The organism is Arthrobacter glycogeni (assembly GCF_054510815.1).
Map to the genome: position 1 here is coordinate 157,149 of NZ_JBTNDV010000006.1, position 26,138 is coordinate 183,286.

Here is a 26,138-nt window from a genome sequence, read left to right on the forward strand (position 1 = left end):
CTCCTGCCGTCAGTGCTTCACAGTAGCCTTGGCTGTGTGAATGATCTATTCAGTGCCGCCTACGGAGCTGACGACGAGGACGACGACGCCGCGCCCACCCGCAGCGCCAGCAGTGCTGAACGCCACCGGAGCCCGCTCGCCGTCAGAATGAGACCGCGCTCCATCGACGAAGTGGTCGGTCAGCAGCATCTACTCGGCCCGGGTTCACCGCTGCGCAGCCTGGCCGGCGACGCCGACCGCACGGGGCCGGCCGGACCGTCGTCAGTCATCCTGTGGGGACCCCCGGGAACGGGAAAGACCACCCTCGCCCATGTCATTGCGCGGGGTCGCGGCAGAACCTTCGTTGAACTCTCGGCGATCACCGCGGGTGTGAAGGACGTTCGCCGGGTCATGGACGAGGCGCTGACCGCCCGCGACCTGCACCGCACCACCACAGTGCTGTTCCTCGACGAGATCCACCGGTTCAACAAAGCGCAGCAAGACGCATTGCTGCCTGGGGTTGAGAACCGGTGGGTGGTCCTGATCGCGGCGACCACCGAGAACCCTTCGTTTTCGGTGGTGTCGCCGCTGTTGTCCAGGTCGCTTTTGCAGACCCTGAAACCCCTCACCGAGGTTGACATCGCGAACCTCCTAGCCCGGGCAGCCGAGGATCCGCGGGGCCTCGACGGGTCGGTGCGGATCAGCGACGGCGCGATGGAGCACCTGGTCAGGCTCGCCGCCGGGGATGCCCGCCGTGGTCTGACGGCGTTGGAAGCGGCCGCAGGAGTTGCCCATTCGGCCTCCGCCGATCCGAGCGCACCGGTAGTGGTGGAGCTTGAGCACGCCGAGAAGGCAGTCGACGTGGCTGCGCTGCGGTATGACCGCGCCGGAGACCAGCATTACGACGTCGCCAGTGCGTTCATCAAGTCCTTGCGGGGGTCCGACGTCGACGCTGCGCTCCACTATCTGGCGAAGATGCTCGAGGCGGGGGAGGACCCCCGGTTCGTGGCTCGGCGGCTCATGATTTCGGCGGCCGAGGATGTTGGTATGGCTGACCCGACGGCGCTGCAGACGGCTGTTGCTGCCGCCCAGGCAGTGGCGCTGATCGGTATGCCCGAGGGCCGGATCATCCTGGCCGAGGCGGTGGTGCACATCGCCACCGCACCCAAGTCCAACGCCTCCTATAACGGAATCAACGCAGCTGTCGCCGATGTGAGGGCGGGCCGAGGCCAGGGCATCCCACAACATTTACGGGACGCCCACTATCCGGGAGCGAAGCAACTGGGCCACGGCAGCGGCTACGTGTATTCGCACGATGAGCCCCACGGCATCGCCGCCCAGCAGTACGCCCCCGACGATCTGGCAGGGCACGACTACTACTTGCCCACCGACCGGGGTGCTGAACGGGACATCGGTTCGCGGCTGGCGCGGCTCCGGCGGATCATCAGGGGGAAGTGATTCTCCAGTGCCCGTCTGGCACTGCTAGGATTGTTGGTTGACTGGCAAGTCGCGTTGAGCGCGCCCATCATCTACTGGATATCCGCTTCGGCGGTCTCCCTTCGGTGTGGTCTGTGTGCGGGCGAACTGTAGTACCGGGAAGCGGCTACTCCCGGCTCTCCGCAAGTGGAGGCCAGCGACACTGAAAGTGCCTACCGTTCAGCTGGGTCAGACCGGCTGAATGGGAGAGCTGCTTTGCCGCAAAAATAATGGAAGGTATTCGTGGCTAACAACACACGTGCCCGCCGTAAGGTTCGCATTTCGCGAGCCCTCGGCATCGCTTTGACCCCAAAGGCTGAAAAGTATCTGGAACGTCGGCCCTACGCGCCCGGCCAGCACGGACGCGCCCGCCGCAAGCAGGACAGTGACTACGCTGTACGGTTGCGCGAAAAACAGCGTCTGCGCGCCCAGTACGGCATCCGCGAAGCCCAGATGACCCGGGTCTTCGAAGAAGCACGCCGCACCAAGGGCCTGACTGGTGAGAACCTGATTGAACTGCTCGAAATGCGTCTCGATGCTCTGGTGCTCCGCGCCGGCTTCGCCCGCACTAGCGCGCAGGCCCGTCAGCTGGTTGTTCACCGTCACATCATGGTTGACGGTTCACGCGTTGACCGTCCGTCCTACCGCGTCGCCGAAGGACAGCTCATTCACGTTCACCCTCGCAGTGAGGTCCTCGACCCGCTGCAGGTTGCCGCCGCAGGCGCGCACCGCGACGTGTTGCCAGCAGTTCCCGGCTACCTCGAGGTTCAGCTGGACAAGCTTCAGGCTCGCCTGGTGCGCCGGCCCAAGCGCTCCGAGGTCCCCGTGACCTGTGAAGAGCAGCTCGTGGTGGAGTACTACGCACGCTGATTCCTGAGCTATTTCAGCATGGACCCTGTTCAAAGGCCCGCGGCATACGCCGCGGGCCTTTGAGTAGGTAAGGTACAGAGGTAAGTTATCGCCGCCGAGCTATCGAGGCCCAGGCGGCCTACCTGATTCAAAAGGAGACACGATCCATGTCTGGTGGAGATATCGCCGGCCTCATCGCAGCCGGTGTGTTTGCGGTGCTGGTAGCACTGCTCGCTGTGCCGGTGTGGAAGCTCGGTAAGGTTTTTGACGAACTGCGGACAAGCATCAGGAGCCTCAGCAACGAGGCCACGCCCCTGATCGAAGAGGTGACGAGCACTGTTACCACCACGCATCAGCAGCTGAAGAATGTTGATGGAATCACGTCCAACGTCTCCGACGCGACAGCCAACCTCTCCGCCCTGTCCTCACTGGTCGCCGCCACCGTCGGTGCGCCGCTGATCAAGGTGGCGGCGTTCTCCTATGGGGTTCGTACCGCCCTGGCCGGTCGAAGCAGGCCCGCCCCCCGCCGTCGCAGCCGTTGAGGAAGCCATGAAAAATACAATGATTATGCGAGTTATCTGGATGGGCGCTGGTGTCGCTATCGGTGTAATCGCCGTGCGCAAGCTGTCTTCGGTTGCCGACAGCTACGGACCAGCCGGGCTGAACCGAGCGATGGGCGAGGTCACGGACGGTATCGCCCATTTCGCCGACACCCTGCGCTCCGGAATGCAGGAGCGCGAGTCGGACCTCCGCGCGGCCCTCGGTATCGACCCAGCCGCCACCCGTCCCGACCGGGTCAGCCAGTAACCCGTCCGCTGGCTCCTCAGCCGGCCCTGCACTGCGGATCCAGTGAGACGCTATCCACGGGATCCCTCACTGAACAGATCGTAAGGACTGATAGCTTCCATGAAATCCCATGAGATCGCACGCCGCTGGCTCGCCTATTTCGAAGGCAAGGGGCACACGGTTGTGCCGTCGGCGTCCCTGGTGTCGACCGACCCGTCCCTGTTGTTCAACATCGCCGGCATGGTTCCTTTCATCCCGTATCTGACGGCCCGCGAGAAGGCGCCGTTTGACCGAGCCACCAGCATCCAGAAATGCATCAGGACCGGAGACATTGAGGAGGTCGGCAAAACGGCCCGCCACGGCACGTTCTTCCAGATGTGCGGCAACTTTTCCTTCGGTGACTACTTCAAGGAAGGCGCCATTCCGATGGCGTGGGAACTCCTGACCTCGTCCCTCGACGACGGCGGTTTCGGGCTTGACCCCGACCGCCTCTGGGTCACCGTCTATAAGGACGACGACGAAGCCCTCGCCATCTGGCGCGACCAGGTGGGCGTTCCGGCCGAGCGGATCCAGAAGCTTGGCGAAGCCGAGAACTACTGGAGTACCGGCCAGCCCGGCCCCGGCGGGCCCTGCTCGGAAATCTTCTACGACCGGGGACCCGAGTACGGCATTGCTGGCGGACCCGAGACCGACTCGCCCCGATACATTGAAATCTGGAACCTGGTCTTCATGCAGTACCAGCTGTCCGCGGTTCGCAGCAAGGAAGACTTCGATATCGCCGGTGAGCTGCCAGCAAAGAACATTGATACCGGCCTGGGCCTGGAGCGTCTCGCCCTGGTCCTGCAGGGTGTCGAAAACATGTATGAAACCGACCAGGTCCGTCCGGTCCTCGATCGTGCCGCCGAGCTGTCGGGCAAGGCCTATACGAGCGCCGAATCGGACACCGACCCGCACCACACCGACGATGTCCGCATGCGGGTCGTCGCCGACCACATCCGGTCAGCACTGATGCTCATCGCCGACGGCGTCACCCCCTCCAACGAGGGCCGCGGATACGTGCTGCGCCGTCTCATCCGCCGCGCCGTGCGCGCCATGCGCCTGCTCGGCGTCGAACGCGCCTGCCTGCCCGAGCTGCTGCCAGCGTCCCGGGATGCCATGAAGGGCACCTACCCGGAGGTGGAGAAAGACTTCGAGCGGATCAGCCGGATCGCCTACGCCGAGGAGCGCGCGTTCCTGCGCACCATCGCCTCGGGCACCGCGCGCCTGGAGGGAGCGGTCCAGGAATCCAAGGCTGCCGGCCGCCCCCTGTCCGGCGAGGACGCATTCGCCCTGCACGACACGTTCGGGTTCCCCATCGATCTGACCCTCGAAATGGCTGCCGAAGCGGGTCTGGCCGTCGACGCCGGCGGGTTCCGGACACTGATGCTCGAACAGCGTCAGCGTGCGCAGGCCGACGCCCGCGGCAAGAAAGCCGGTCAGGCCGACCTTTCGGTCTTCACTGAGCTGCTGGCCGGCGGCCAGACCGTCTTCACCGGGTATGACGAGCTCACGACCGAGTCGCTCGTCGTGGCGATAGTGAGTGGCGGCGTGGCCGTGCCCGTAGCCTCCCAGGGCGAAGAAATCGACCTCCTCCTCGACCAGACGCCGTTCTACGCGGAAGCCGGTGGCCAGGCCGCCGACGTCGGACTGATCACCGGCAACGGTTTCGTCGTCGAGGTGCTTGATGTCCAGCGCCCCGTCAAAGGGTTGAGCGTCCACCGCGCCGTCGTCAGGGAGGGCGAGCTGTCGGTTGGCGCTCCGGTCGTGGCAGCTGTGGACCGGCAGCGTCGCCACGCGGGGGAGCAGGCCCACTCGGGTACCCACATTGTGCATGCCGCACTGCATCAGATCCTCGGCCCCGAGGCGCTGCAGCGCGGCTCCTTCAATAAGGCCGGCTACCTGCGGTTCGACTTTTCCTGGGGCGAGGGCATCAGCGCGGGCGCCAGATCGGAGATCGAAGAGGTCTCCAATATCGCCATCCGCAACAACCACACGGTGGAAACCAGGTTGATGAAGCTCGACGAGGCGAAAGCCCTCGGCGCGACGGCCCTGTTCGGTGAAGCCTACGGCGACACCGTCAGGGTGGTCGAGATCGACGGCGACTGGTCACGCGAACTCTGCGGCGGCACCCACGTCGGGTCGACGTCGCTGATCGGTTCCCTCACCCTGCTCGGCGAACAGTCGGTGGGCTCAGGCAACCGCCGGGTCGAGGCCCTGGTCGGCATGGATGCGTTCCGTCATCTTGCGGCCGAGCGCGCACTGGTCACCGAGCTGTCCGATCTGCTCAGGGTGCCGTCAGTGCAGCTCCCGGAACGCGTGGCAGCCACCCTGGCCAGGCTCAAGGCCGCCGAAAAGGAACTCGAGCGGCTCCGCAAGGAGGCCCTGAGCGCCTCGGCTGCCGCGCTTACGGGCAGCACCGTCGACGTCGACGGTGTCCGCCTCCTCGCCCACGACGCCGGAACAATCGGCGGTGCCGATGACCTGCGGACCCTGGCACTGGATCTGAGGAACCGGCTCGGATCGGGTGCCGCTGTGGTGGCAACCGCCGGGGTAAGCAACGCCCGGCCCATGGTGCTGGTGGCGACCAATGAGGAAGCCCGCGCGGCCGGAGTGAAGGCCGGCGCCCTGGTGCGGGTGGCCGCTGGGATTCTCGGCGGCGGCGGCGGCGGCAAGGACGACGTCGCCCAGGGCGGCGGTTCCGATCCCACCCAGGTGGGCGCCGCCCTGACGGCCATCCGGGCCGCTGTCGCGTCCCGCTGACCGGTATCCGAGGCGTCAATGACCGACCACCCAGGCACTCCCACCGAAGGCTACCCCCGCGGCGTCAAGCTTGGCGTCGACGTCGGAATGGTCAGGGTGGGGGTGGCCAGCAGCGACAGCGGATCCCTGATCGCCACCCCGGTGCGGACCATGAAACGGGACCTGAAGAAGAAGTCTGACCTCAATATCCTGGTCCGGGAGATTACCGAGCGCGCAGCGGTCCAGGTTTTTGTCGGTCTGCCACGGAACCTCAGCGGAACCGAGTCGGCGTCGACCGAGATGGCGCGGGGGTATGCGCTGGAGCTCGCGAATGCCATTGAACGGGCCGGTCTACCCGTCAGCGTCCGGCTCATCGACGAGCGGCTGAGCACAGTGTCAGCGCACAGGTCTTTGCGTCAAGCTGGCTTGAATACCCGCAACCATCGTAAGGTGGTAGATCAGGTGGCAGCTGTGGAAATCCTCCAGCACGCCATCGACATGCAACGGTCACAGCTGCGGGATGTGGGGGATCCCGTCGCAGCACGACAGCGGACCTCCTCACCAGGGGATCCGCTGACCCTTACCAAGGAGCCAGACATTACGGAGAACAGCCGCGAAAGGAACCTGGAACTGTGAGCCATCACCACCCCCAGTTCCCGGCCGCCGACAGCGAACCTGGTCGTCACGCCGACGATGGTCAGCACGACGACGTGGCGGACGGTCCTCACGACGACGCAGTCCAGCCGGTGGAGCAGTTCTTCGAACCGCGGTCCAGTCAGGGGCGCAGCCGCCGCCCCTCCAAGGCCAAACAGCGACGCCGCCGACGCCGTACTGTGGTCATGCTGGTGGTTGTCCTCGCGTTCATCGGCGTGGTTGTCGCCGTGTCCCTCATGCTGCGTGACCTGCTCGGTCTTGACGACATCACCGACTACGCAGGACCCGGTGAGGGCAGCGTGGTCTTCACAGTTCCCGAGGGTGCCGGTCCGTTGGCTATCGGCACGGGCCTCGAAACGGAAGACATTGTCGCTGACGGGTCTGAATTTGTTGCGGCGCTGCAACAGGTGGCAGACGGTCGTGAGGTGCAGCCCGGCGAGTATGAGCTGAGCTACCAGATGTCCTCCGAGGGCGCCGCCCTCGCGCTACTCGACGTCGAATCGAATCAGGTGAACTACGCCGCCGTCGCGCAGGGCCTTCGTCAAGGCGAAACCCTGGACATTCTGGCTGAATCGACAGCCATTCCCCGTGAAGAATTCGATGAGCTGGCCGCGGCACCCGCCCAGTTCGGTCTGCCCGACGACGCAACGAGCCTTGAGGGCTACCTCGCCCCCGGGGAGTACAGGTTCGACGTCGACGCGACGCCGGCCGAGATGATCCAGATCATGGTTGATGCCTCGTTTGCCCTGCTGGCGGACGCCGGGGTCACCGAACCAGCGGAGCAGTTCGACATCCTCACCATCGGCAGCATCATCGAAGCCGAGGCGGGTGAAGCCGACTACGCTGCGGTGTCGGGTGCCATCGAGAACCGGTTGCAGGAAGACAACACCGAGACGAACGGGCTCATCCAGTCCGACGCGACTGTCACATATGGCCTGGACCGGCGGAGTTTCGACTTCACCGAAGAGGAACGGGCCGATGAATCCAACCCGTACAACACGTTCGCCAACCCGGGGCTGCCGGTCGGACCGATCGGGTCCCCGGGAGCCGAGGCGATCGCTGCGGCGGTCAACCCCGCCGACGTGCCCTTCTACTACTGGGTCACGGTTGACCTCGACACGGGCGAAACGAAGTTCTCCGAGACGCTCGCCGAACATGCTGTCTACGTTGCCGAATATCAGGCCTGGTGCTCCGACAACCCCGGCAGGTGCAGCTAGGTGCTCCTGTCGGCGCACTCCGCCGCCGGCACCCCTGACGGCACCCGCCAGCGGCGGGCCGCAGTGATCGGGAGCCCCATCGGGCACTCCCGATCACCCGCTCTGCACCGCGCAGCCTACGCCTCCCTGGGCTTCGACTGCAGCTACGACGCCATCGAGGTGCTGCCGCCGGACCTGGCGTCATTCGTCGATCAGTTCCGCGCCGACGAGCTCTGGTGCGGCCTGTCGGTCACCATGCCGCACAAGGCGGCAATGGTTCCCCTCGTGGACCGGTTGAGCGGACCAGCCACGGTGCTCAACGTCCTGAACACCGTGACAGCCGACGGCGCCGGCCCGGAGCGTGTGCTGACCGGCCACAACACCGACGTCGCAGGCATCGTCGGCGCCCTCAGGTACGGCGGAGTAGTCCACCCGCCCCGCTCGGCGGTCATCCTGGGCGGCGGGGGAACTGCTGCAGCGTCGCTGGCGGCACTGCAGCAACTTGGCGCGGGCCAGACCACTGTCGTCGTCCGCTCACTGGAACGGGCCGCCCCCCTGCAAGCCCTGGGGCGGACCCTGAACCTCAGCGTCGAGCTCCGCGAATGGAGCGGTGCACTCCACAGCGTCCGGAACGCCGACGTCGTCATCTCGACGCTCCCCCCGCACGGAGCCGACGACCTCGCCGGAAAACTCCTCAGTACACCCCAGGCACCGGCGACGATGCCGCCGGTACTGCTCGACGCCGCCTACGTTCCCTGGCCGAGTTCCCTCGCCAGCGCCTGGCACTCCCATGGAGGTGTCATCGTTCCGGGTCTGGAGATGCTCATCTACCAGGCGGTGGAGCAGGTCAGACTGTTCTCGGGAGCCGCTTTCACCGGTGATGCAACGGTCCTAAAAGTCATGTGTGACGCAGTCGGGGCCCCCGCGCGCTGAAACAGTACAGTTACCGTGGCAGGATTGGAAGCATGTTGCGTTGGTTAACTGCCGGAGAATCCCACGGACCGGCACTGGTGGGAATTATTGAAGGAATGCCTGCAGGCGTGGAGATCACGAGCAGTGACATCCAGGCGGCACTGGCCCGCAGACGGCTCGGCTACGGTCGGGGTGCCCGGATGAAATTCGAGCAGGACCAGGTCAGCATCATCGGAGGCGTCCGTCACGGGATCACCCAGGGCGGACCTGTCGCCGTCCAGGTGGGCAACACCGAATGGCCCAAGTGGGACCAGATTATGTCAGCCGACCCGGTGGATCCCTCCGATCTGGCCGCGCTGGCCCGGAACTCGCCGCTCACCCGCCCGCGGCCGGGCCACGCCGACTTCACCGGAATGCAGAAGTACGGGTTCGACGAGGCACGGCCGGTCCTCGAACGTGCCAGCGCCCGGGAAACAGCCGCGCGGGTTGCCCTGGGGGAAGTAGCCGCACGGTTCCTCTCGGCACTTGGCATCAGCCTCGTCAGTCACACGGTGGCCGTCGGCTCGGTTGCGGTTCCCGAAGGCTCGGAGCTGCCCCGCCCCACCGATGTGCTCGCGCTCGACCAGGATCCGTTGCGCTGCTTTGACCGGGAAACCTCCCTGGCTATGGTGTCCGAGGTGGATGCCGCCCACAAGGAGGGCGAAACCCTCGGTGGTGTGGTTGAGGTAGTGGTCTATGGACTGCCACCGGGCCTGGGAAGTTACGTGCACTGGGACCGGCGGCTCGATTCCCGGCTCGCTGCTGCGCTGATGGGCATCCAGGCCATCAAAGGCGTCGAGGTCGGCGATGGGTTCCTCACCGCGGCGCGGCGAGGGTCCAAAGCCCACGACGAGATGGTGCGCGGCGACTCGGGCATGATCGAACGCACCAGCAACCGCGCCGGCGGTATCGAGGGGGGTATGAGTATCGGCGACACCCTCCGGGTGCGCGCCGCCATGAAGCCGATCGCTACCGTCCCACGGGCACTGCGCACCATCGATGTCAGCACCGGGGACGCGGCCCGCGCCCACCACCAGCGCTCCGACGTGTGTGCCGTCCCAGCGGCGGGCGTGGTCGCTGAGGCGATGGTAGCCCTCGTGATCGCCGAAGCGGTGACCGAAAAGTTTGGCGGGGACTCGGTCCAGGAGACCTCACGCAACCTCGAATCCTACCTGACGGCCATCCCAACATCGCTGAATTCGGCCGGGAACTGATGCCCTCACCCGCCGTCGGGCCGGTGGTTTTTATCGGACTGATGGCTACCGGCAAATCAGCTGTCGGTGCCAGCCTCGCCGCGCGCCTCGGCTGGACCTTCGTGGACACCGACCAGCTCATCGTCCGGCGGCACGGGCGGATCAGCATGATCTTCGCTCGGCAGGGTGAGCCGGCGTTCAGAGCGCTTGAGGCACGCGTCGTCGCTGAGGTGCTCGGGGGCGCCCCCGCCAACCAGGTGGTCTCGCTGGGCGGCGGCGCCGTCCTCGACAATGGCACCCGCATCCTACTTGCCGGCGCGCGGGTCGTCTTCCTCGACGCTGACCTTGCCACCGTGCGACGCCGGATTACCCGCGACCGGAGCAGGCCACTCCTGGCGGACGACCCGCTCGAAGCCTGGACCCGGATGGATCGGGAACGCCGGCCGATCTACGAGCGCCTGGCCGATCATGTGCTCGACACCCGGGGCCTGAGCATTGATCAGCTCGTCACCGAGCTCACCGAACATCTTCAGCTGAACCAGAACAAAGGAGGGGACAGCCATGGCCAATGAGCCGATAGTCACCAATGAACCGACAACCATCAGAGTTACGGGGACCACCGCCGCCGAGAATTACGAAGTGGTCATCGGCCACGGGCTACTCGAACGGCTCCCTGCTGTCCTGGGCGAGCGGGTGCGACGGGTCCTGGTAATCCACCCGCGGGCGCTCAGGAGCACCGGAGACACGGTGCGCGCCGAGTTGGCCGACGCCGGGTTCACCGCTGTGACAGCAGAGATTCCCGACGCCGAAGAGGGCAAGCACATTCAGGTGGCGGCCTTCTGCTGGCAGGTTCTGGGGCAGAACGACTTCACCCGGTCCGACGCCGTCGTCGCGGTGGGTGGGGGAGCGGTCACCGACCTGGCCGGCTTCGTCGCTGCCACCTGGCTGCGTGGCGTCAAGGTGGTGCACCTTCCCACGAGCCTGCTCGGCATGGTGGACGCCGCCGTCGGGGGGAAGACCGGCATCAACACGGCCGAGGGCAAAAACCTGGTCGGAGCGTTTCACCCGCCGGCAGCCGTCCTGGCGGATCTCGACGCCCTGGCGACACTGCCGCGCAACGAGCTGCTCACCGGCATGGCCGAGGTGGTCAAATGCGGCTTCATCGCCGATCCGCGCATTCTGGAGCTGATCGAGGCTGATCCCGCGGCGGTGTCCGACGCCGGTTCCGCGACGGTCCGCGAACTCATCGAACGCGCCGTCGCGGTGAAGGCCGAGTTCGTATCGGAGGACCTTAGGGATCAGGGTCGCCGGGAATTCCTCAACTACGGGCACACCCTGGGCCATTCGATCGAACTGGCTGAACGCTACTCGTGGCGGCACGGCGCTGCCGTGTCGGTAGGGTTGGTTTTCGCTGCCGAGCTCTCCCGCATGGTCGGCCGGCTCAGCGACGAGACAGCCGACCGCCACCGCAGCGTTCTTGAGCTCCTCGAACTGCCGGTAACCTATCGCCGGGACCGGTGGGCGGCACTGCTGGACGGGATGCGCCGGGACAAGAAGTCACGCGGTGACCTCCTGCGGTTCGTGGTGCTCGACGACGTCGCCCGCCCCGGGATGCTCGAGGTGCCCGACACCTCACTGCTGTTTGCCGCCTACCAGGAGATTGCCTCCTGATTACCGCACCGCACCCGGAGTCCACACCACACAAGGTAGAATGGGCTCTGGACTTTTCCCACCTCACCGCATGTGGCCTCCGGATACTCCTGCCCGGACGCCGATGTGTTAACACGAAAGAGACCCTGTGGCTACCACAAACGACATCAAAAACGGCACGGTGCTCAAGCTCGAAGGCAACTTGTGGAACGTTCTCGAGTTCCAGCACGTCAAGCCGGGCAAGGGTGGTGCCTTTGTCCGCACCAAGCTGCGCAACATCCTGTCGGGCAAGGTAGTCGACAAGACGTTCAACGCCGGGTTGAAGATCGAGACCGCCACAGTGGACCGCCGTGACTACCAGTACCTGTACAAAGACGGAGAAGACTTCGTTTTCATGGACACCTCGGATTTCGATCAGCTCACCGTTCCCGGCAAGACCGTCGGCCAGGCCGAGAACTTCATGCTCGAGAGCCTCATGGTCACGATCGCCATGCACGAGGGATCGGCCCTCTACGTTGAGCTGCCGCCGTCGGTGGTTCTTGAGGTGACCTACACCGAGCCCGGCCTGCAGGGCGACCGCTCCACCGGTGGCACCAAGCCAGCCACCGTCGAAACCGGCTACGACATCCAGGTCCCGCTGTTCCTGGAGACCGGCACCAAGGTCAAGGTCGACACCCGAACCGGCGATTACTTGGGACGCGTCAACGAGTGAGTGCCCGCAGTAAAGCCCGCCGCAGGGCACTGGACATCCTTTTCGAGGCGGAGCAGCGCTCCGTCTCACCGCTCGAGGCGCTCAAAGCCCGGCGGGAGAAGACCGACACGGTGGTGGCCCCCTATTCGGTGGACATCATCGAGGGCGTCATGACCCAGGGCGAGCAGATCGACGAGTTCCTCGGCACCTACTCGCAGGGCTGGACCCTCGACCGGATGCCAGCAGTGGACCGGATGATCCTCCGGGTGGGTGCCTGGGAGTTGCTTTACAACGCGGACGTGCCCGACGGCGTCGCCGTCAGCGAAGCAGTTGAACTCGCCAAAATGCTCTCCACCGACGAATCGCCAGCCTTCGTCAACGGCCTGCTGGGGCGCCTGCAGCAGCTCAAGCCGACCCTACTGGCCTAACAGCACCCCTGCCTCATCCTTCGTCGCCCGGGTCCGCGAATATCACGATAGCCTTGCCCGGAAATCGGTAATAACATTGGTTATTACTGGAATCACTGGCAGGGAGTTATGTGATGAAAACTGAATCTGCATTCGGGGTCGATACGCTCCGTCGCGGCCTTGAGGGTCGCGACGCCACCCTCCTCGCCTCGCTCTACGCGGAGAACGCGGAGCTCACCGAGGTGGACAACGACCACCCACCGGCGCGACCGCGCACCTACCGGGGCAGTGAACAGATCGCGGAGCACCTCCGCGATGTGTGCTCACGGGAGATGACGCACCGGTTGGAAAATCCCGTGGTGAGCGGGAACCAGCTGGCCTACACAGAGGCCTGCCGGTACGACGACGGCACGGACGTCCTGTGTATGGCCACCGCCGATCTGGACAGCGAGGGCAAGATCGTCAGGCAGGTAGCGGTCACAGCCTGGGGCAGCTGAGCTGGATCCGGTGACTGCGCCGGCGACGTGGAGGCCAGGTCCCGTCTCAGCGGCTGGCGTTGCCCGCTGCCGTCGTCAACAGTTCGTGGCGGAGCCGGGTGACGTCAGCCAGCAGTTGCTGCTCCCGCGCGGTGTTGAGCGTGACATCGTGGCTGGCGACGATGCGCTGCCGGGTGAACGCCAGCCGGGTGGCGGACCCGATGAACGCTTTCATGCTGCGCTGCCGGCCGAACCGGCGTGCCCAGCCAAGCGCCTGTGACCGCCCGCCCCTGGTTGCCAGCATGGTGACCTCCTGCGCGGTGAACCAGCCGGCGGCCGCATAGCCGCCGAGACGCTCTTCGGTGAGGCGCCGTTCGGCCCGCCGCAGGGCCACGATGCTTGCCAGTGCGGCGAGAAAAAGGGGCAGCTGGATCAGGAAGTAGAACTCGAAAAAGTCGGTGAACAGCACCAGCAGGCCGCCGTTCCACAACATGTGCCCTGCAATAGCCGGCACCAGCCCCACCAGGAAGGCCGGGAAAATGTGGCGGGTGCCGCTGCGGGCAACCGCCAGCCCCAGTACCACGCCCAGCGCGGCGGTAAACATCACATGGGCAAACGGGGAAAACAGACCCCTGATCACGAAGATCGAAACTAGTCCGCCCAGGCCGCCGCCGTCCAGTGCTGCGGCCCCGAAGTACAGAATATTCTCGGTAAACGCGAAGCCCGCTCCGACCATCCCGGCGTAGACAATGCCGTCCACTGGCCCGTCGAAGTGGCTACGCCGGGAGAACACCAGCACCAGGACGCCAAGCCCTTTGGCGATCTCCTCCACTAGGGGTGCCTGCAGCACCGGGCCAATCACATCGGACGGGGTCGACGCCAACGCCAGCGACAGCAACTCTGTGACATAGCTACCGAGGACCAGGGTCGCGACCACCGATATCCCTGCGCCCCACAGAAACGCGAACCAGAGCGCCCCGCGGGGCTCGGGGTCCCAGCGGTCAATCCACAGCAGTCCCGCCACACAGATTGCCAGGGGGATCAGCGCGAGGATGCAGCATACGATGAGGGCTCCGCCGCCAAGGGTGGTGCTGAGGAACCAGGCCAGTGCCACCATGACCAGGGCCGCCACGGCCACGAGGAGCACATTGATCACGCCGGGGCCCTTCCGGACGCTCCGATCCCACAGCGGTGGGACAGGTTGTGGTGATCCCCAGGGGGGTGGCGCCGCCGTCGTCGTCTTTGCCGTCGTTCTCATGCTCACACACTAGATCGTCACAGGGGTGGCTTGTACCCGCTGTGATAGTTTTGACAACGCAACCAACCTTTAAATTCCGTCCTGTGAGGCGGGGAAGGAGGAAGCGTTCAATGACTATGCCTGCACCTCAGCCCGAGAGTGTTGTGTCGCGTGTCGTTCTCGCCGAAGCCGATATTGACCGAGCGCTCACCCGCATCGCCCACGAAATCCTTGAAGCCAACAAGGGCACCACCGATCTGGTGCTGCTGGGCATCCCGCGGCGCGGCTATCCGCTCGCCCAGCGCCTGGCCCGCAAAATTGTCGCAGCCGAATATCAGGCCACCGGATCACAGCTCGACCCGGCTGCCATCGTCGGCCAGCTCGATGTGACAATGTTCCGTGATGACCTCCGCCACCACCCCACCCGGCCGCCCCTGCCAACGCAGCTACCGCCGTCGGGCATCGACAACAAAGTGGTGATTCTGGTCGACGACGTCCTGTATTCCGGGCGAACCATCCGCGCCGCACTCGACGCGCTGGTGGACCTCGGCCGCCCGCGGGCAGTCCGGCTGGCAGTTCTCGTGGACCGCGGTCACCGCGAACTGCCCATCCGCGCCGACCATGTGGGCAAAAATCTCCCCACCTCATCAGCCGAGAAAGTGCGCGTCCAGCTGGCGGAAATCGACGTCGTCGCGGGCCAGCCCATCAACCACGTTGTGATCGAGGGCCCCGCGTGAGGCACCTGCTCTCCACCCGCGACCTGTCCCGCCTGGATGCCATCCGGATCCTCGACGTCGCCGAGGAAATGTCGGCGGTCGGCGAACGGGAAATCAAGAAGCTCCCGGCGCTCCGCGGCCGCACCGTGGTGAACCTCTTCTTCGAGGACTCCACCAGGACCCGGATTTCTTTCGAAGCCGCAGCGAAACGGCTCTCAGCCGACGTCATCACCTTCGCCGTGAAGGGCTCCTCCGTCTCCAAGGGCGAATCGTTGAAAGATACGGCACAGACCCTCGAGGCGATGAGCGCCGATGCGGTGGTGATCAGGCACTGGGCGTCAGGTGCTCCGGCCCGCCTGGCGACGTCGGGCTGGATCGACGCGGCGGTCATCAACGCGGGCGACGGGATGCATGAGCACCCCACCCAGGCGCTGCTCGACGCGTTCACGCTCCGCCGCCATTGGGCGAAGATCTCAGGAGTCCCCTCAGTGGGCTCCGACCTGGCGGGGATGGCGGTGACGCTCGTCGGCGACGTCCTGCATTCCCGGGTAGCCCGTTCCAACCTGTGGCTGCTCGAGACCCTTGGTGCCTCGGTCACCCTGGTGGCTCCGCCCACCCTGGTCCCGGTCGGCGCGGAGCAGTGGCCCTGCCGGATCACTTACGACCTCGACGAGGCGCTGGCCGCAGGCCCGGACGCGGTGATGATGCTGCGGCTTCAGGCCGAACGGATGAACGCCGCCTTCTTCCCCTCCACCCGCGAGTATTCACGGCGCTGGGGGTTCGACGACGCCCGGCTGGCGGCACTCGACGCCCACGGCCTGAAGCACACGGTCATCATGCACCCCGGACCGATGAACCGTGGCCTCGAGATCTCGGCCGCAGCAGCCGATTCGCCCCGCTCAACAGTTCTTGCCCAGGTGCGCAACGGAGTCTCCGTGAGGATGGCCGCCCTCTACCTACTGCTCTCCGGCGAGGACGAACCCCATTCCAGCCCCGCCACCACCCTGACCCAGGAGAACCCACGATGACCGCACCTGCCCCGGCCCGCTATCTCATTCGTGGCGCTGCGCTGCTCGGTCGGGACCGGGCAGACCTGCTCATCGCCGACGGGGTGATCGCCGGCGTCGGTCGGGGACTCTCAGCTGCGGGCGCCACGGTCGTTGACGCCGACGGCCTCGTTGCCCTTCCCGGGCTGGTGGACCTGCACACCCACCTCCGCGAACCGGGGCGCGAGGACGCGGAAACTGTCGAAACCGGGACCCGAGCCGCAGCACTGGGCGGGTTCACAGCGGTCCACGCCATGGCCAACAGCACCCCCGTGGCCGACACCGCCGGGGTGGTGGAACAGGTTTACAGCCTGGGACGGCGCGCCGGCTGGGTGGAAGTCCGGCCCGTGGGTGCTGTCACAGTTGGCCTCGGCGGGACCCAGCTCGCCGAACTTGGTGCCATGGCCGATTCCCGCGCCGGCGTCAGGGTTTTTTCCGACGATGGGGTGTGCGTCAGCGATCCCGTCCTGATGCGCCGCGCGCTGGAGTACGTCAAGGCGTTCGACGGCGTGATCGCCCAGCACGCCCAGGAACCCCGGCTAACCGAGGGCGCGCAAATGAACGAGGGCGCCGTCTCCGCCGTGCTCGGACTCACCGGCTGGCCCGCCGTCGCCGAGGAAAGCATCATCGCCCGGGACGTCCTCCTGGCACACCACGTCCAGTCCCGGCTGCACGTCTGCCACGTCTCAACCGCGGGGTCGGTGGACATCATCCGCTGGGCCAAGGCTCGGGGTATCAGGGTCACCGCCGAGGTCACCCCGCACCACCTGCTGCTCACCGACGAACTGGTCCGTAGCTACAACCCGGTCTACAAGGTGAACCCGCCGTTGCGCACCGGCGAAGACGTCCAGGCCCTGCGCGAAGCCCTCGCCGACGGCACCATCGACGTCGTCGGCACCGACCATGCCCCGCACCCCTCCGAGCACAAGGACTGCGAGTGGGCGCAGGCGGCGATGGGCATGACCGGACTGGAAACCGCGCTGTCGGTGGTGCAGCACACCATGATCTCCACCGGGCTGATGGACTGGGTAGGTTTCGCGCGGGTCACCTCCCGCACCCCGGCGGCGATCGGTGGCCTCGACCAGCAGGGCCGCCCCCTCGCCGAGGGTGAGGCAGCCAACGTCATACTCGTCGACCCGGAGGCCCGCTGGGTGGTCGATCCGGATAAAATGGCCACCATGGGCCGCAACAGCCCGTTTGCTGGCATCGAACTACCCGGGGCGGTCCACGCCACATTTTTCAGGGGCCACCCCACGGTGTTGAACGGCCGCCTGAACACACCCCACCCAACTGCAGCTGAGGAATCACCATGGACTGGCTAACGCCCGTCGCCCTCTCACTGGGCACCATCGCCGTCGTCGTCACCCTTGGCGCCTTGGGCTGGCGCGGCCGCCTCTCCCGGCAACGGGACATCTCGGCCCCGCCCGAGGCCCCCGTCACCCTCAGCGAACCGTCGTACGTCGCGAACGGTCAGTACATCGTCACGACGACGGCGGGAGACTGGCTCGATCGCATCGCCGTCCACGGCCTGGGCGTCAAGTCCAATGCCACCGCGACCGTCCACGTGGAAGGGATCCTGATCGTCCGCAGCGGAGCGCGGGACCTCTTTATCAGGCGGACCGACCTCACCAGCGTCAGGCTGGACCGGGGCATGGCCGGCAAATTCGTCGAGAAGGACGGACTGGTGGTCTTCACCTGGGAGCTCAACGGAACCGCCGTCGACACCGGATTCCGGACCCGCCACGCCGACGCCCGTACCGGCCTTCTCCACGCCGCGTCGGACCTCGCCCCACCCGACCCCCGACACGCAGTCGACCCCCGACACGCAGTCGACCCCCGAACCCCGTCACGGACCCAGAACCCCCCGGAGGACATACAGTGACAGATTCCAGCCAGCCCGCCCCAGAGAGCGCCGCAGTCCTGATCCTCGAGGACGGCCGCACCTTCCGCGGCCGCAGCTACGGCGCGCAGGGCACCGCCCTGGGCGAAGCGGTCTTCGCCACCGGGATGACCGGGTACCAGGAGACCATCACCGACCCGTCCTACGCCCGCCAGCTGGTGGTGCAGACGGCCCCCCACATCGGCAACACCGGGGTCAACGCCGCCGATGCCGAGTCGCGTCGAATTTGGGTGGCCGGCTACATTGTGCGGGACGCGGCCCGCCGCCCCTCCAACTGGCGATCCGAACAGAGCCTAGACGGTCAGCTCCACGACCAGGGAATCGTTGGCATCCAGGGCGTTGACACCCGGGCAGTCACCCGCCACCTGCGTGAACGCGGCGCCATGAAGGCAGGCATCTTCTCCGGACCGGCCGCCACCGGCTCCGACGCAGAGCTGCTGGCGCAGGTCGCCGGCCAGGAGTCCATGAAGGGTGCGCGCCTCGCCGAGGAGGTCAGCGCGACGGGCCGGTACGTTGTTGAACCGTCGGAGAACGGCTGGGAGGGCGAGCCCCTGTTCACCGTCGCCGCCCTGGACCTGGGAATCAAGTCGATGACCCCCAGGCACTTCGCCCAGCGGGGGGTGCGCACCGTGGTGCTTCCCGCCACGTCGACCTTCGCCGAGGTGGTGCGGGAAGCGCCCGACGGCGTGTTCATGTCCAACGGTCCAGGCGATCCGGCAACCGCCGACCCGCAGGTCGCTCTGCTCAGGGAGGTGCTCGACGCGCGGATCCCGTTCTTTGGCATCTGCTTCGGCAACCAGATCCTGGGCCGCGCGCTCGGCTTCGGCACTTACAAGCTCAGGTACGGCCACCGGGGCATCAACCAGCCCGTGCTGGATCGGCGTACCGGGAAGGTGGAAATCACCTCCCAGAACCATGGTTTCGCCGTCGACGCGCCCCTTGATGGTCCCACCCAGGCTCCTGAGGCACGCTTCGGCAGGGTTGAGGTCAGCCATGTGAGCCTGAACGATGACGTCGTCGAGGGCCTAGCCTGCCTCGACCTGCCCGCCTTCTCCGTCCAGTACCACCCGGAGGCTGCCGCGGGCCCCCATGATTCCGCGTACCTGTTTGACCGGTTCATCCAGTTGATGGCCGACACCCGCTCCGATGACCAGCCAGGCAGCGCCGACGATAAGGAAACACACTAGATGCCACGCAGAACCGACCTCAAGAGCGTCATGGTCATTGGCTCCGGTCCGATCGTCATCGGCCAGGCCGCCGAGTTCGACTATTCGGGGACGCAGGCGTTGCGGGTGCTGAAGGAGGAGGGCTTGCGGGTCATCCTGGTGAACTCCAACCCGGCCACCATCATGACGGACCCGGAATTCGCTGACGCCACCTATGTGGAACCCATCACGCCGGAGGTGGTGGCAAAGATCATCGAGAAGGAACGCCCCGACGCGCTCCTGCCGACCCTGGGCGGACAGACCGCCCTCAACACGGCCATTGCACTCGACAAAAATGGAGTGCTCGACAAGTACGGTGTGGAACTGATCGGAGCCAACATCGCAGCCATCGAACTGGGGGAGGACCGCGAGAAGTTCAAGGGCGTGGTAGCCCGTTGCGGCGCCGAATCCGCCAGGTCCACGATCATCCACTCCATTGACGAAGCACTGGACGCCGCCACGGACCTCGGATACCCGATGGTAGTTCGCCCCTCCTTCACCATGGGTGGCCTGGGGTCGGGGCTGGCATACAGCGAGAAGGATCTGCGCCGGATCGTGGGTCAGGGCCTGCAGTACAGCCCCACCACCGAGGTGCTCCTCGAAGAAAGCATTCTCGGCTGGAAAGAGTACGAACTCGAGATGATGCGGGACAGGAACGACAATGTGGTGGTCGTCTGCTCCATCGAGAACCTCGACCCCGTGGGCGTGCACACCGGCGACTCGATCACCGTCGCCCCGGCGATGACCCTCACCGACCGCGAATACCAGCGCCTGCGGGACATCTCGATCGCCATCATCCGCGAGGTGGGCGTCGACACCGGCGGCTGCAACATCCAGTTCGCCATCGAGCCCGACACCGGACGCATCGTCGTCATCGAGATGAACCCGCGGGTCTCCCGGTCCTCAGCCCTGGCGTCCAAGGCCACCGGGTTCGCGATCGCGAAGATCGCCACCAAGCTCTCCCTCGGCTACACCCTCGACGAGATCCCAAACGACATCACCCAGAAGACCCCGGCGTCGTTCGAACCTACCCTGGACTACGTGGTGGTCAAGGTGCCCCGGTTTGCCTTCGAGAAGTTCCCGGCGGCTGACCCCACCCTGACCACCACCATGAAGTCGGTGGGTGAAGCGATGGCCATCGGGAGAAACTTCACCGAGGCGCTCCAGAAGGCCCTGCGCTCCCTCGAGCAGAAGGGCTCCCAGCTGTCCTTCGACACCTCCATCGACATCGATGTGCCGGCCCTGATCACCGCCGCTAAACGGCCCACCACCGAGCGGCTCGCCCAAGTCCAGCAGGCACTGCTCGGCGGCGGCACCATCGACGAGCTCTACCAGGCGACGGGCATCGACCCCTGGTACCTCGACCAGCTGGTGCTGCTCAACGAGGTTGCGGCGACGGTCCGGGAGGCGCCGTCCTTGACCGAGGATCTGCTGCGCCTCGCCAAGCGCCACGGCTTCTCCGACGAACAGATCGGCTCGCTCACCCACACTCCTGAGGCGGTGGTGCGCGGGGTCCGCCACGCGCTCGGCGTCCGCCCGGTCTACAAGACCGTCGACACGTGCGCGGCCGAATTCGCCGCCTACACCCCGTACCACTACTCGTCCTACGACGAGGAGGACGAGGTGGGCCAGCACGCCAAACCGTCGATCATCATCCTGGGCTCCGGCCCCAACCGGATCGGGCAGGGCATCGAGTTCGACTACTCCTGCGTGCATGCCTCGATGGCCTTGCGCCAGGCCGGCTACGAAACGGTGATGATCAACTGCAACCCCGAGACCGTCTCCACCGACTACGACATCTCCACCCGGCTGTACTTCGAACCGCTGACCCTCGAGGACGTCCTCGAGGTCATCGCGGCCGAGGAGCGCACCGGCGGCGTGATGGGAGTGTTCGTGCAGCTCGGCGGGCAGACCCCGCTGAAACTGGCGCAGGAACTGGCCGACGCCGGCATCCCCATCCTCGGCACGTCCCCGGAAGCCATCGACCTGGCCGAACATCGGGGGGCGTTCAGCCGGGTCCTCGACACGGCGGGGTTGACAGCACCGAAGAACGGTACGGCAGTCTCGTTTGAGGACTCCAAGAAGATCGCCGACGAGATCGGGTACCCGGTCCTGGTCCGCCCGTCCTATGTTCTGGGTGGACGCGGCATGGAGATTGTCTACGACGAAGCGAACCTTTCTCGCTACATCGCCAACGCCACCGAGATCACCGAGGCTCACCCGGTCCTGATCGATAGGTTCCTGGAAGACGCCATCGAGATCGACGTCGACGCCCTCTACGACGGCACCGACCTGTACCTCGGCGGCATCATGGAACACATCGAGGAGGCCGGGATCCACTCCGGCGACTCGGCCTGCGTCCTGCCGCCGATCACCCTGGGCGCCGACATCCTGCAGCGGGTCAGGGAAGCCACCCTGGCTATCGCCGCAGGGGTGGGGGTCCGGGGACTGATCAACATTCAGTTCGCCCTGGCCTCAGACGTGCTCTACGTCCTGGAAGCCAACCCGCGGGCCTCGCGCACCGTACCGTTCGTCTCCAAAGCCACCGGCGTGCAGCTGGCGAAGGGCGCCGCCCTGATCGGCACCGGGGTGAGTATCGCCGAGCTGCGCGGCGTCCACGGACTGCTGCCGGCAACTGGCGACGGCGGCGACCTGCCCCTCGACGCTCCCGTCTCGGTCAAGGAAGCGGTGCTGCCGTTCAGCAGGTTCCGGACCACCGATGGCACGGTGGTGGATTCGCTGCTCGGCCCGGAAATGCGGTCAACGGGCGAAGTGATGGGGATCGACAAGTATTTCGACACAGCCTTCGCCAAAAGCCAGGCCGCAGCGAACGCGGCGCTCCCCACCGAGGGACGGGTGTTCGTGTCGGTCGCCAACCGGGACAAGCGCTCGATCATCATGCCGGTCAAACGGCTGGTGGATCTCGGCTTCGAGATCCTGTCCACCGGCGGCACCGCCGATGTGCTGCGACGAAACGGCATTCAGGCCACCACGGTGCGCAAGATTGCTGAGGGTACCGGTGACCAGGGCGAGGGGACTGTGGTTGATCTGATCACCGACGGCACCATCGACATGATCATCAACACCCCCTCCGGCGGCCAGGCCCGCGGCGACGGGTACGAAATCCGCGCCGCCGCAACGTCCTACGGTCTGCCGGTGATCACCACCATCCCCGAGTTCGGTGCTGCAGTGCAGGCGATCGAGGCGATGCGGTCCTACGAATGGTCGGTCACCAGTCTCCAGGAGCACGCGGCCAATCTGCGCGCCGCCACCGAAGCCCGCGATGCGGCACGGTAACCCGACGTTCGGAGCACGCCTCGCCGCCCGGATGCAGGCCCGAGGCAACCTGTGCGTCGGGATCGACCCGCACCCTGCGTTGCTCAGCGCCTGGGGGCTGAGCGACGACGCCGACGGGTGTGAGCGGTTCGCCCTGACGGTGTTGGAGGCTGTGGGGGAGACGGCCTGCATCCTCAAACCGCAGGTGGCGTTGTTTGAACGGCACGGCTCTGCCGGGCTGGCTGCGCTGGAACACTTCCTCGCCGCCGCCGCGGATCAGGGGGTACTGACCATCGCCGATGCGAAGCGCGGCGATATTGGCTCCACCATGGCGGCCTACGCGGACGCCTGGCTGCGGGACGGGTCAGCGCTGGCGGCCGATGCCGTGACAGTGAACCCGTATTTGGGATTCGAATCGCTGCGCCCTGCCTTGGATCTCGCGGCCCAGACCGGCCGCGGGGTGTTTGTGCTGGCGCTGACCTCCAACCCTGAGGGCGCTGACATTCAGCTCGCCCGGGTGAGGAGTGGTTGCGCCGGGGCCGGCACGGGGACTGACACGGGGACTGACACCGGGACTGACACCGGATCTACCGTCGGTCACGCCGTCGCACGGGTGATTGCCGACGCCGCTGCGTGGGAGAATCGGGACGCCGTCGGCCTTGGCTCGGTGGGGTTGGTGGTCGGAGCCACAGTGGGGGCAGCGGTGCGGGACGTTGGTCTAGATCTTGGCCAGTTGAACGGGCCGATTCTTGCTCCCGGAATCGGCGCCCAGGGTGCAGGGGGAGCGGAAATCGCTGACACCTTTGGTGCTGCGTCGTCCCTGGTACTTGCCAGCGCCAGCCGCAGCATCCTTGCTGCGGGCCCCGATCGCGGCAGGCTGCGGGCGGCCGCCGAACTCGCGCTGGCTGACCTCGGCAATTGATTTTGGGACCTCAGTACAGATAGGTTCAGTGCAAGCCCATTCCACAAGAATCGCATTTTCCCGAGCGTTTAGCGCGGGACGGTGCCTACTGCAGGGGAGCACTTGTGAGCTTGAAGCCGCTATCGGACTCCGAACGGACGCGAGCGCGCGAGAAAGCCACAGCGGCCCGTGCCGTCAGGGCCGAACTGAAGGTGAAATTGAAAACCGGGGAGACCACCGTCGGCGACGTGGTCAACGGCATGTCCAGGGACGTGGCAGTGGGCCGCCTGAAAGTCATCGACCTGCTGAAAGCACTACCCGGCGTCGGCGAGGTGCGGGCAGCGGGCATCATGAACGACGTCGGCATCGCGGCGACACGCCGCGTGCGTGGGCTGGGAGTACACCAGCGCCGGGCCCTGATCGAACATTTAGCAAAGCAGGATCCTTCGCCCTGAACGGGGCGAAACCAGGAACCCTACAAGTGAGGAACCACGTGTCGCAGCCTCGGCTGACAGTACTCGCCGGGCCAACGGCCGTCGGTAAGGGAACCGTATCCACCTATATCCGCGACAATTATCCGCAGGTCTGGCTGTCGGTTTCGGCCACCACCAGACCAGCACGGCCGGGGGAGGTGGACGGCGTCCACTACTTCTTCGTCAGCAATGCCGAGTTTGACGACCTGGTGGCGTCGGAGCAGCTGCTGGAGTGGGCACTGGTGCACGGACGGAACCGGTACGGCACCCTCCGCCGGACGGTCGACGCCGCCATGGCCGACGGAAAGTCGGTGTTGCTGGAGATTGATCTGCAAGGCGCACGGCAGGTCAAAATGTCAATGCCTGAAGCAAATTTCGTGTTCCTGTCCCCTCCCAGCTGGGAGGAAATGGTGCGCCGGTTGGTTGGCCGCGGAACCGAAACCGAGGAGGAACAGCAGCAACGGCTGGAAACCGCTAAACTAGAACTTGCTGCGGAACCTGAATTCGATCACACGGTGGTCAATGACAGTGTTCAGCGGGCAGCGGACGAGCTTGTATCACTGATGGGATTGAGCCCTCTCGAGCGCTAGACAGGCGACCCGGAAGCTCGGCAGCCACCAACAATCTGAACCATTTACACAATCTGAACCATTTACGGAGTATTTGTGTCAACACAGCCTGAAGGCATCATCAACCCGCCGATCGACTCCCTGCTGGAGGCGTCGGACTCGAAGTATGCCCTGGTGATCTACGGTGCCAAGCGTGCCCGCCAGATCAACGCGTACTACTCCCAGCTCCACGAGGGTCTGTTCGAGTATGTTGGGCCGCTGGTCGACACCCGCCTGAACGAAAAGCCACTCTCGATCGCCCTGCGCGAAATCAACGAGGGCATGCTCGTCTCCACGCCGGTCGAACCCACCGAGCAGTAACGCATCACCTAACCACGTGCGCATAATTCTCGGAGTCGGGGGAGGGATCGCCGCCTATAAGGTGGCTTCCCTCCTCCGACTTTTTACCGAAGCGGGGCACGACGTCACGGTGATCCCCACCGACGCCGCCACGCGGTTCGTGGGAACCGCGACCTGGGAGGCCCTTTCCGGCAACCCGGTCAGCAACAGCGTGTTCGACGATGTTGACAAGGTCAATCACGTCCGGCTGGGGCAGCACGCCGACCTGGTCGTCGTCGCGCCCGCCACCGCCGACCTCCTCGCCCGGGCGGCCGCCGGACTTGCCAACGATCTGTTGACTGGGACCCTGCTGATGGCCAGCTGTCCCGTCCTGATGGCACCGGCCATGCACACCGAAATGTGGCATCACCCGGCCACCGTCGCCAACGTGGCGACCCTCCGAAACCGTGGCATCGTCGTGCTCGATCCCGCCTCCGGACGGTTGACCGGCACCGATTCGGGCGCGGGCAGGCTGCCCGAACCCGCCGCCATTTACGCTGCCGCACTGGCTGCGCATGGTGCAGCGCGCGGCGCCTCAGCAGATCGTCCCACGGGTGATGGCACAGCCAACGGTTCGCTCGCCGGACGCCGCGTGGTGATCACCGCCGGCGGCACCCGTGAACCGATCGATCCGGTCCGTTACCTCGGCAACCGCTCCTCGGGGAAACAGGGCATGGCCCTGGCCGCCGCTGCCCTCGCCGAGGGGGCGACCGTTGAGCTGATTGTCGCCCACGTTGAAGTCGCCGCGCCCGACGGCGTCGAACTGGTGCTGGTGGAGACCGCCGAGGAGCTGAGGATCGCCACCCTTAGCGCAGCCAAGCAAGCCGACGTGCTGATCATGGCCGCAGCGGTCGCCGACTTCCGCCCCGCGGACCCGGTACTCACCAAAATCAAGAAGCGAACCGACGGCGTCGACCCGGTGATCACGCTGGTGCGCACCCCCGACATCCTGCGGGAAGCAGTTGAACAACGCAGTGCCGAGCAGCGTGGTGCGGCAGGTGCCGGACCGGTCATCGTCGGGTTCGCTGCCGAAACCGGCGACCCCACCGGAAACCCTCTGGACCATGCGTGGGAGAAGCTGACACGCAAAGGCTGCGACTACCTGGTGCTGAATCAGGTGGGCGACGGCAAGGTGTTCGGCCGTGATGACACGATCGCAACCATCCTCGACGCCGGCGGCGCCGAACCTGTTGAGGTTATCGGTACCAAAGCCGACGTAGCCACGGCCGTGGTGGCCCGGGTAGCAGCAGCCCTGTCGGGTCGCGGCTAGTCTCGCGCCAGTCACGCAGTCCCGCACACAGTCCGTCACCCAACCCGCCATCCTGTCGGTCGAACCAAGTAGAGTGATCAA

The 26,138-nt window shown here is 65.9% G+C and carries 26 protein-coding genes; 25 read left to right on the forward strand and 1 reads right to left on the reverse strand.

Features of this window, described 5'->3' with window-relative positions; genetic code table 11:
* Positions 1–36 precede the first annotated feature (36 nt).
* The 14 genes from ACX80G_RS08670 to ACX80G_RS08735 all read left to right on the forward strand — a co-directional run bounded on the left by ACX80G_RS08670 (position 37) and on the right by ACX80G_RS08735 (position 13,107).
* Complete coding sequence (locus ACX80G_RS08670) at positions 37–1,437, forward strand: replication-associated recombination protein A (protein ID WP_459307236.1); 1,401 nt, start codon at positions 37–39, stop codon at positions 1,435–1,437.
* Positions 1,438–1,698: 261 nt separating this feature from the next.
* Positions 1,699–2,325 carry a 30S ribosomal protein S4 gene (rpsD, locus tag ACX80G_RS08675; RefSeq protein WP_019482828.1) on the forward strand — a complete coding sequence of 209 codons (627 nt, stop codon included), beginning with the start codon at positions 1,699–1,701 and terminating at the stop codon, positions 2,323–2,325.
* Positions 2,326–2,471: 146 nt separating this feature from the next.
* A complete protein-coding gene (locus tag ACX80G_RS08680; protein WP_459307237.1) occupies positions 2,472–2,846 on the forward strand; it encodes a DUF948 domain-containing protein in 375 nt (124 codons plus the stop codon).
* Between the two features lie 7 nt (positions 2,847–2,853).
* A complete protein-coding gene (locus ACX80G_RS08685; protein WP_459307238.1) occupies positions 2,854–3,111 on the forward strand; it encodes a DUF6167 family protein in 258 nt (85 codons plus the stop codon).
* Between the two features lie 99 nt (positions 3,112–3,210).
* Positions 3,211–5,889 carry an alanine--tRNA ligase gene (gene alaS / locus ACX80G_RS08690; RefSeq protein ID WP_459307239.1) on the forward strand — a complete coding sequence of 893 codons (2,679 nt, stop codon included), beginning with the start codon at positions 3,211–3,213 and terminating at the stop codon, positions 5,887–5,889.
* 18 nt (positions 5,890–5,907) lie between these two features.
* Entirely contained in the window at positions 5,908–6,504 is a 597-nt protein-coding gene (gene ruvX / locus ACX80G_RS08695) for a Holliday junction resolvase RuvX (protein WP_459307240.1), read from the forward strand.
* On the forward strand, positions 6,501–7,739 hold the full coding sequence (mltG, locus tag ACX80G_RS08700) for an endolytic transglycosylase MltG (protein WP_459307241.1): 1,239 nt from the start codon (positions 6,501–6,503) through the stop codon (positions 7,737–7,739). The genes ruvX and mltG overlap by 4 nt, the downstream gene beginning before the upstream one ends.
* A complete protein-coding gene (locus tag ACX80G_RS08705; protein ID WP_459307242.1) occupies positions 7,740–8,651 on the forward strand; it encodes a shikimate dehydrogenase in 912 nt (303 codons plus the stop codon).
* Positions 8,652–8,683: 32 nt separating this feature from the next.
* Entirely contained in the window at positions 8,684–9,883 is a 1,200-nt protein-coding gene (gene aroC / locus ACX80G_RS08710) for a chorismate synthase (RefSeq protein ID WP_459307243.1), read from the forward strand.
* A gap of 41 nt (positions 9,884–9,924) precedes the next feature.
* The gene (locus ACX80G_RS08715; protein WP_459307244.1) at positions 9,925–10,434 is read left to right on the forward strand and encodes a shikimate kinase; all 510 of its coding nucleotides are present in this window, start codon (positions 9,925–9,927) and stop codon (positions 10,432–10,434) included.
* Complete coding sequence (gene aroB / locus ACX80G_RS08720) at positions 10,424–11,533, forward strand: 3-dehydroquinate synthase (RefSeq protein WP_459307245.1); 1,110 nt, start codon at positions 10,424–10,426, stop codon at positions 11,531–11,533. Before ACX80G_RS08715 ends, aroB begins: the two co-directional genes overlap by 11 nt.
* Before the next feature lie 127 nt (positions 11,534–11,660).
* The gene (gene efp / locus ACX80G_RS08725) at positions 11,661–12,224 is read left to right on the forward strand and encodes an elongation factor P (RefSeq protein WP_196840554.1); all 564 of its coding nucleotides are present in this window, start codon (positions 11,661–11,663) and stop codon (positions 12,222–12,224) included.
* Positions 12,221–12,631: a transcription antitermination factor NusB gene (nusB, locus tag ACX80G_RS08730; protein ID WP_459259248.1), complete on the forward strand. Its 411-nt coding sequence runs from the start codon at positions 12,221–12,223 to the stop codon at positions 12,629–12,631. The genes efp and nusB overlap by 4 nt, the downstream gene beginning before the upstream one ends.
* Positions 12,632–12,744: 113 nt before the next feature.
* The gene (locus tag ACX80G_RS08735; protein ID WP_459307246.1) at positions 12,745–13,107 is read left to right on the forward strand and encodes a nuclear transport factor 2 family protein; all 363 of its coding nucleotides are present in this window, start codon (positions 12,745–12,747) and stop codon (positions 13,105–13,107) included.
* 46 nt (positions 13,108–13,153) lie between these two features.
* Here the strand turns inward: ACX80G_RS08735 and ACX80G_RS08740 are convergent, their stop codons facing one another.
* Positions 13,154–14,344: a PrsW family intramembrane metalloprotease gene (locus ACX80G_RS08740; RefSeq protein WP_459307247.1), complete on the reverse strand. Its 1,191-nt coding sequence runs from the start codon at positions 14,342–14,344 to the stop codon at positions 13,154–13,156.
* Between the two features lie 116 nt (positions 14,345–14,460).
* Here ACX80G_RS08740 and pyrR point away from each other — a divergent pair, with 116 nt between their 5' ends.
* The 11 genes from pyrR to coaBC all read left to right on the forward strand — a co-directional run bounded on the left by pyrR (position 14,461) and on the right by coaBC (position 26,057).
* Positions 14,461–15,060 (forward strand): bifunctional pyr operon transcriptional regulator/uracil phosphoribosyltransferase PyrR, encoded by a 600-nt coding sequence (gene pyrR, locus ACX80G_RS08745; protein ID WP_459307274.1) that lies wholly within the window; start codon positions 14,461–14,463, stop codon positions 15,058–15,060.
* Positions 15,057–16,067: an aspartate carbamoyltransferase catalytic subunit gene (locus tag ACX80G_RS08750; protein ID WP_459307248.1), complete on the forward strand. Its 1,011-nt coding sequence runs from the start codon at positions 15,057–15,059 to the stop codon at positions 16,065–16,067. Before pyrR ends, ACX80G_RS08750 begins: the two co-directional genes overlap by 4 nt.
* Positions 16,064–17,407 carry a dihydroorotase gene (locus ACX80G_RS08755; protein ID WP_459307249.1) on the forward strand — a complete coding sequence of 448 codons (1,344 nt, stop codon included), beginning with the start codon at positions 16,064–16,066 and terminating at the stop codon, positions 17,405–17,407. The genes ACX80G_RS08750 and ACX80G_RS08755 overlap by 4 nt, the downstream gene beginning before the upstream one ends.
* On the forward strand, positions 17,395–17,967 hold the full coding sequence (locus ACX80G_RS08760; protein WP_459307250.1) for a PH-like domain-containing protein: 573 nt from the start codon (positions 17,395–17,397) through the stop codon (positions 17,965–17,967). Before ACX80G_RS08755 ends, ACX80G_RS08760 begins: the two co-directional genes overlap by 13 nt.
* Positions 17,964–19,172 (forward strand): glutamine-hydrolyzing carbamoyl-phosphate synthase small subunit, encoded by a 1,209-nt coding sequence (carA, locus tag ACX80G_RS08765; RefSeq protein WP_459307251.1) that lies wholly within the window; start codon positions 17,964–17,966, stop codon positions 19,170–19,172. Before ACX80G_RS08760 ends, carA begins: the two co-directional genes overlap by 4 nt.
* Entirely contained in the window at positions 19,173–22,487 is a 3,315-nt protein-coding gene (gene carB / locus ACX80G_RS08770) for a carbamoyl-phosphate synthase large subunit (RefSeq protein WP_459307252.1), read from the forward strand.
* A complete protein-coding gene (pyrF, locus tag ACX80G_RS08775; RefSeq protein WP_459307253.1) occupies positions 22,474–23,388 on the forward strand; it encodes an orotidine-5'-phosphate decarboxylase in 915 nt (304 codons plus the stop codon). The genes carB and pyrF overlap by 14 nt, the downstream gene beginning before the upstream one ends.
* Before the next feature lie 104 nt (positions 23,389–23,492).
* Positions 23,493–23,822 carry an integration host factor, actinobacterial type gene (mihF, locus tag ACX80G_RS08780; protein ID WP_459307254.1) on the forward strand — a complete coding sequence of 110 codons (330 nt, stop codon included), beginning with the start codon at positions 23,493–23,495 and terminating at the stop codon, positions 23,820–23,822.
* Positions 23,823–23,860: 38 nt separating this feature from the next.
* Complete coding sequence (gene gmk, locus ACX80G_RS08785) at positions 23,861–24,430, forward strand: guanylate kinase (RefSeq protein WP_459307255.1); 570 nt, start codon at positions 23,861–23,863, stop codon at positions 24,428–24,430.
* 75 nt (positions 24,431–24,505) lie between these two features.
* Positions 24,506–24,769, forward strand: coding sequence for a DNA-directed RNA polymerase subunit omega (gene rpoZ / locus ACX80G_RS08790; RefSeq protein ID WP_459307256.1), 264 nt, complete (start codon positions 24,506–24,508; stop codon positions 24,767–24,769).
* Between the two features lie 16 nt (positions 24,770–24,785).
* Positions 24,786–26,057: a bifunctional phosphopantothenoylcysteine decarboxylase/phosphopantothenate--cysteine ligase CoaBC gene (gene coaBC / locus ACX80G_RS08795; protein WP_459307257.1), complete on the forward strand. Its 1,272-nt coding sequence runs from the start codon at positions 24,786–24,788 to the stop codon at positions 26,055–26,057.
* The last annotated feature ends 81 nt before the right edge of the window (positions 26,058–26,138 follow it).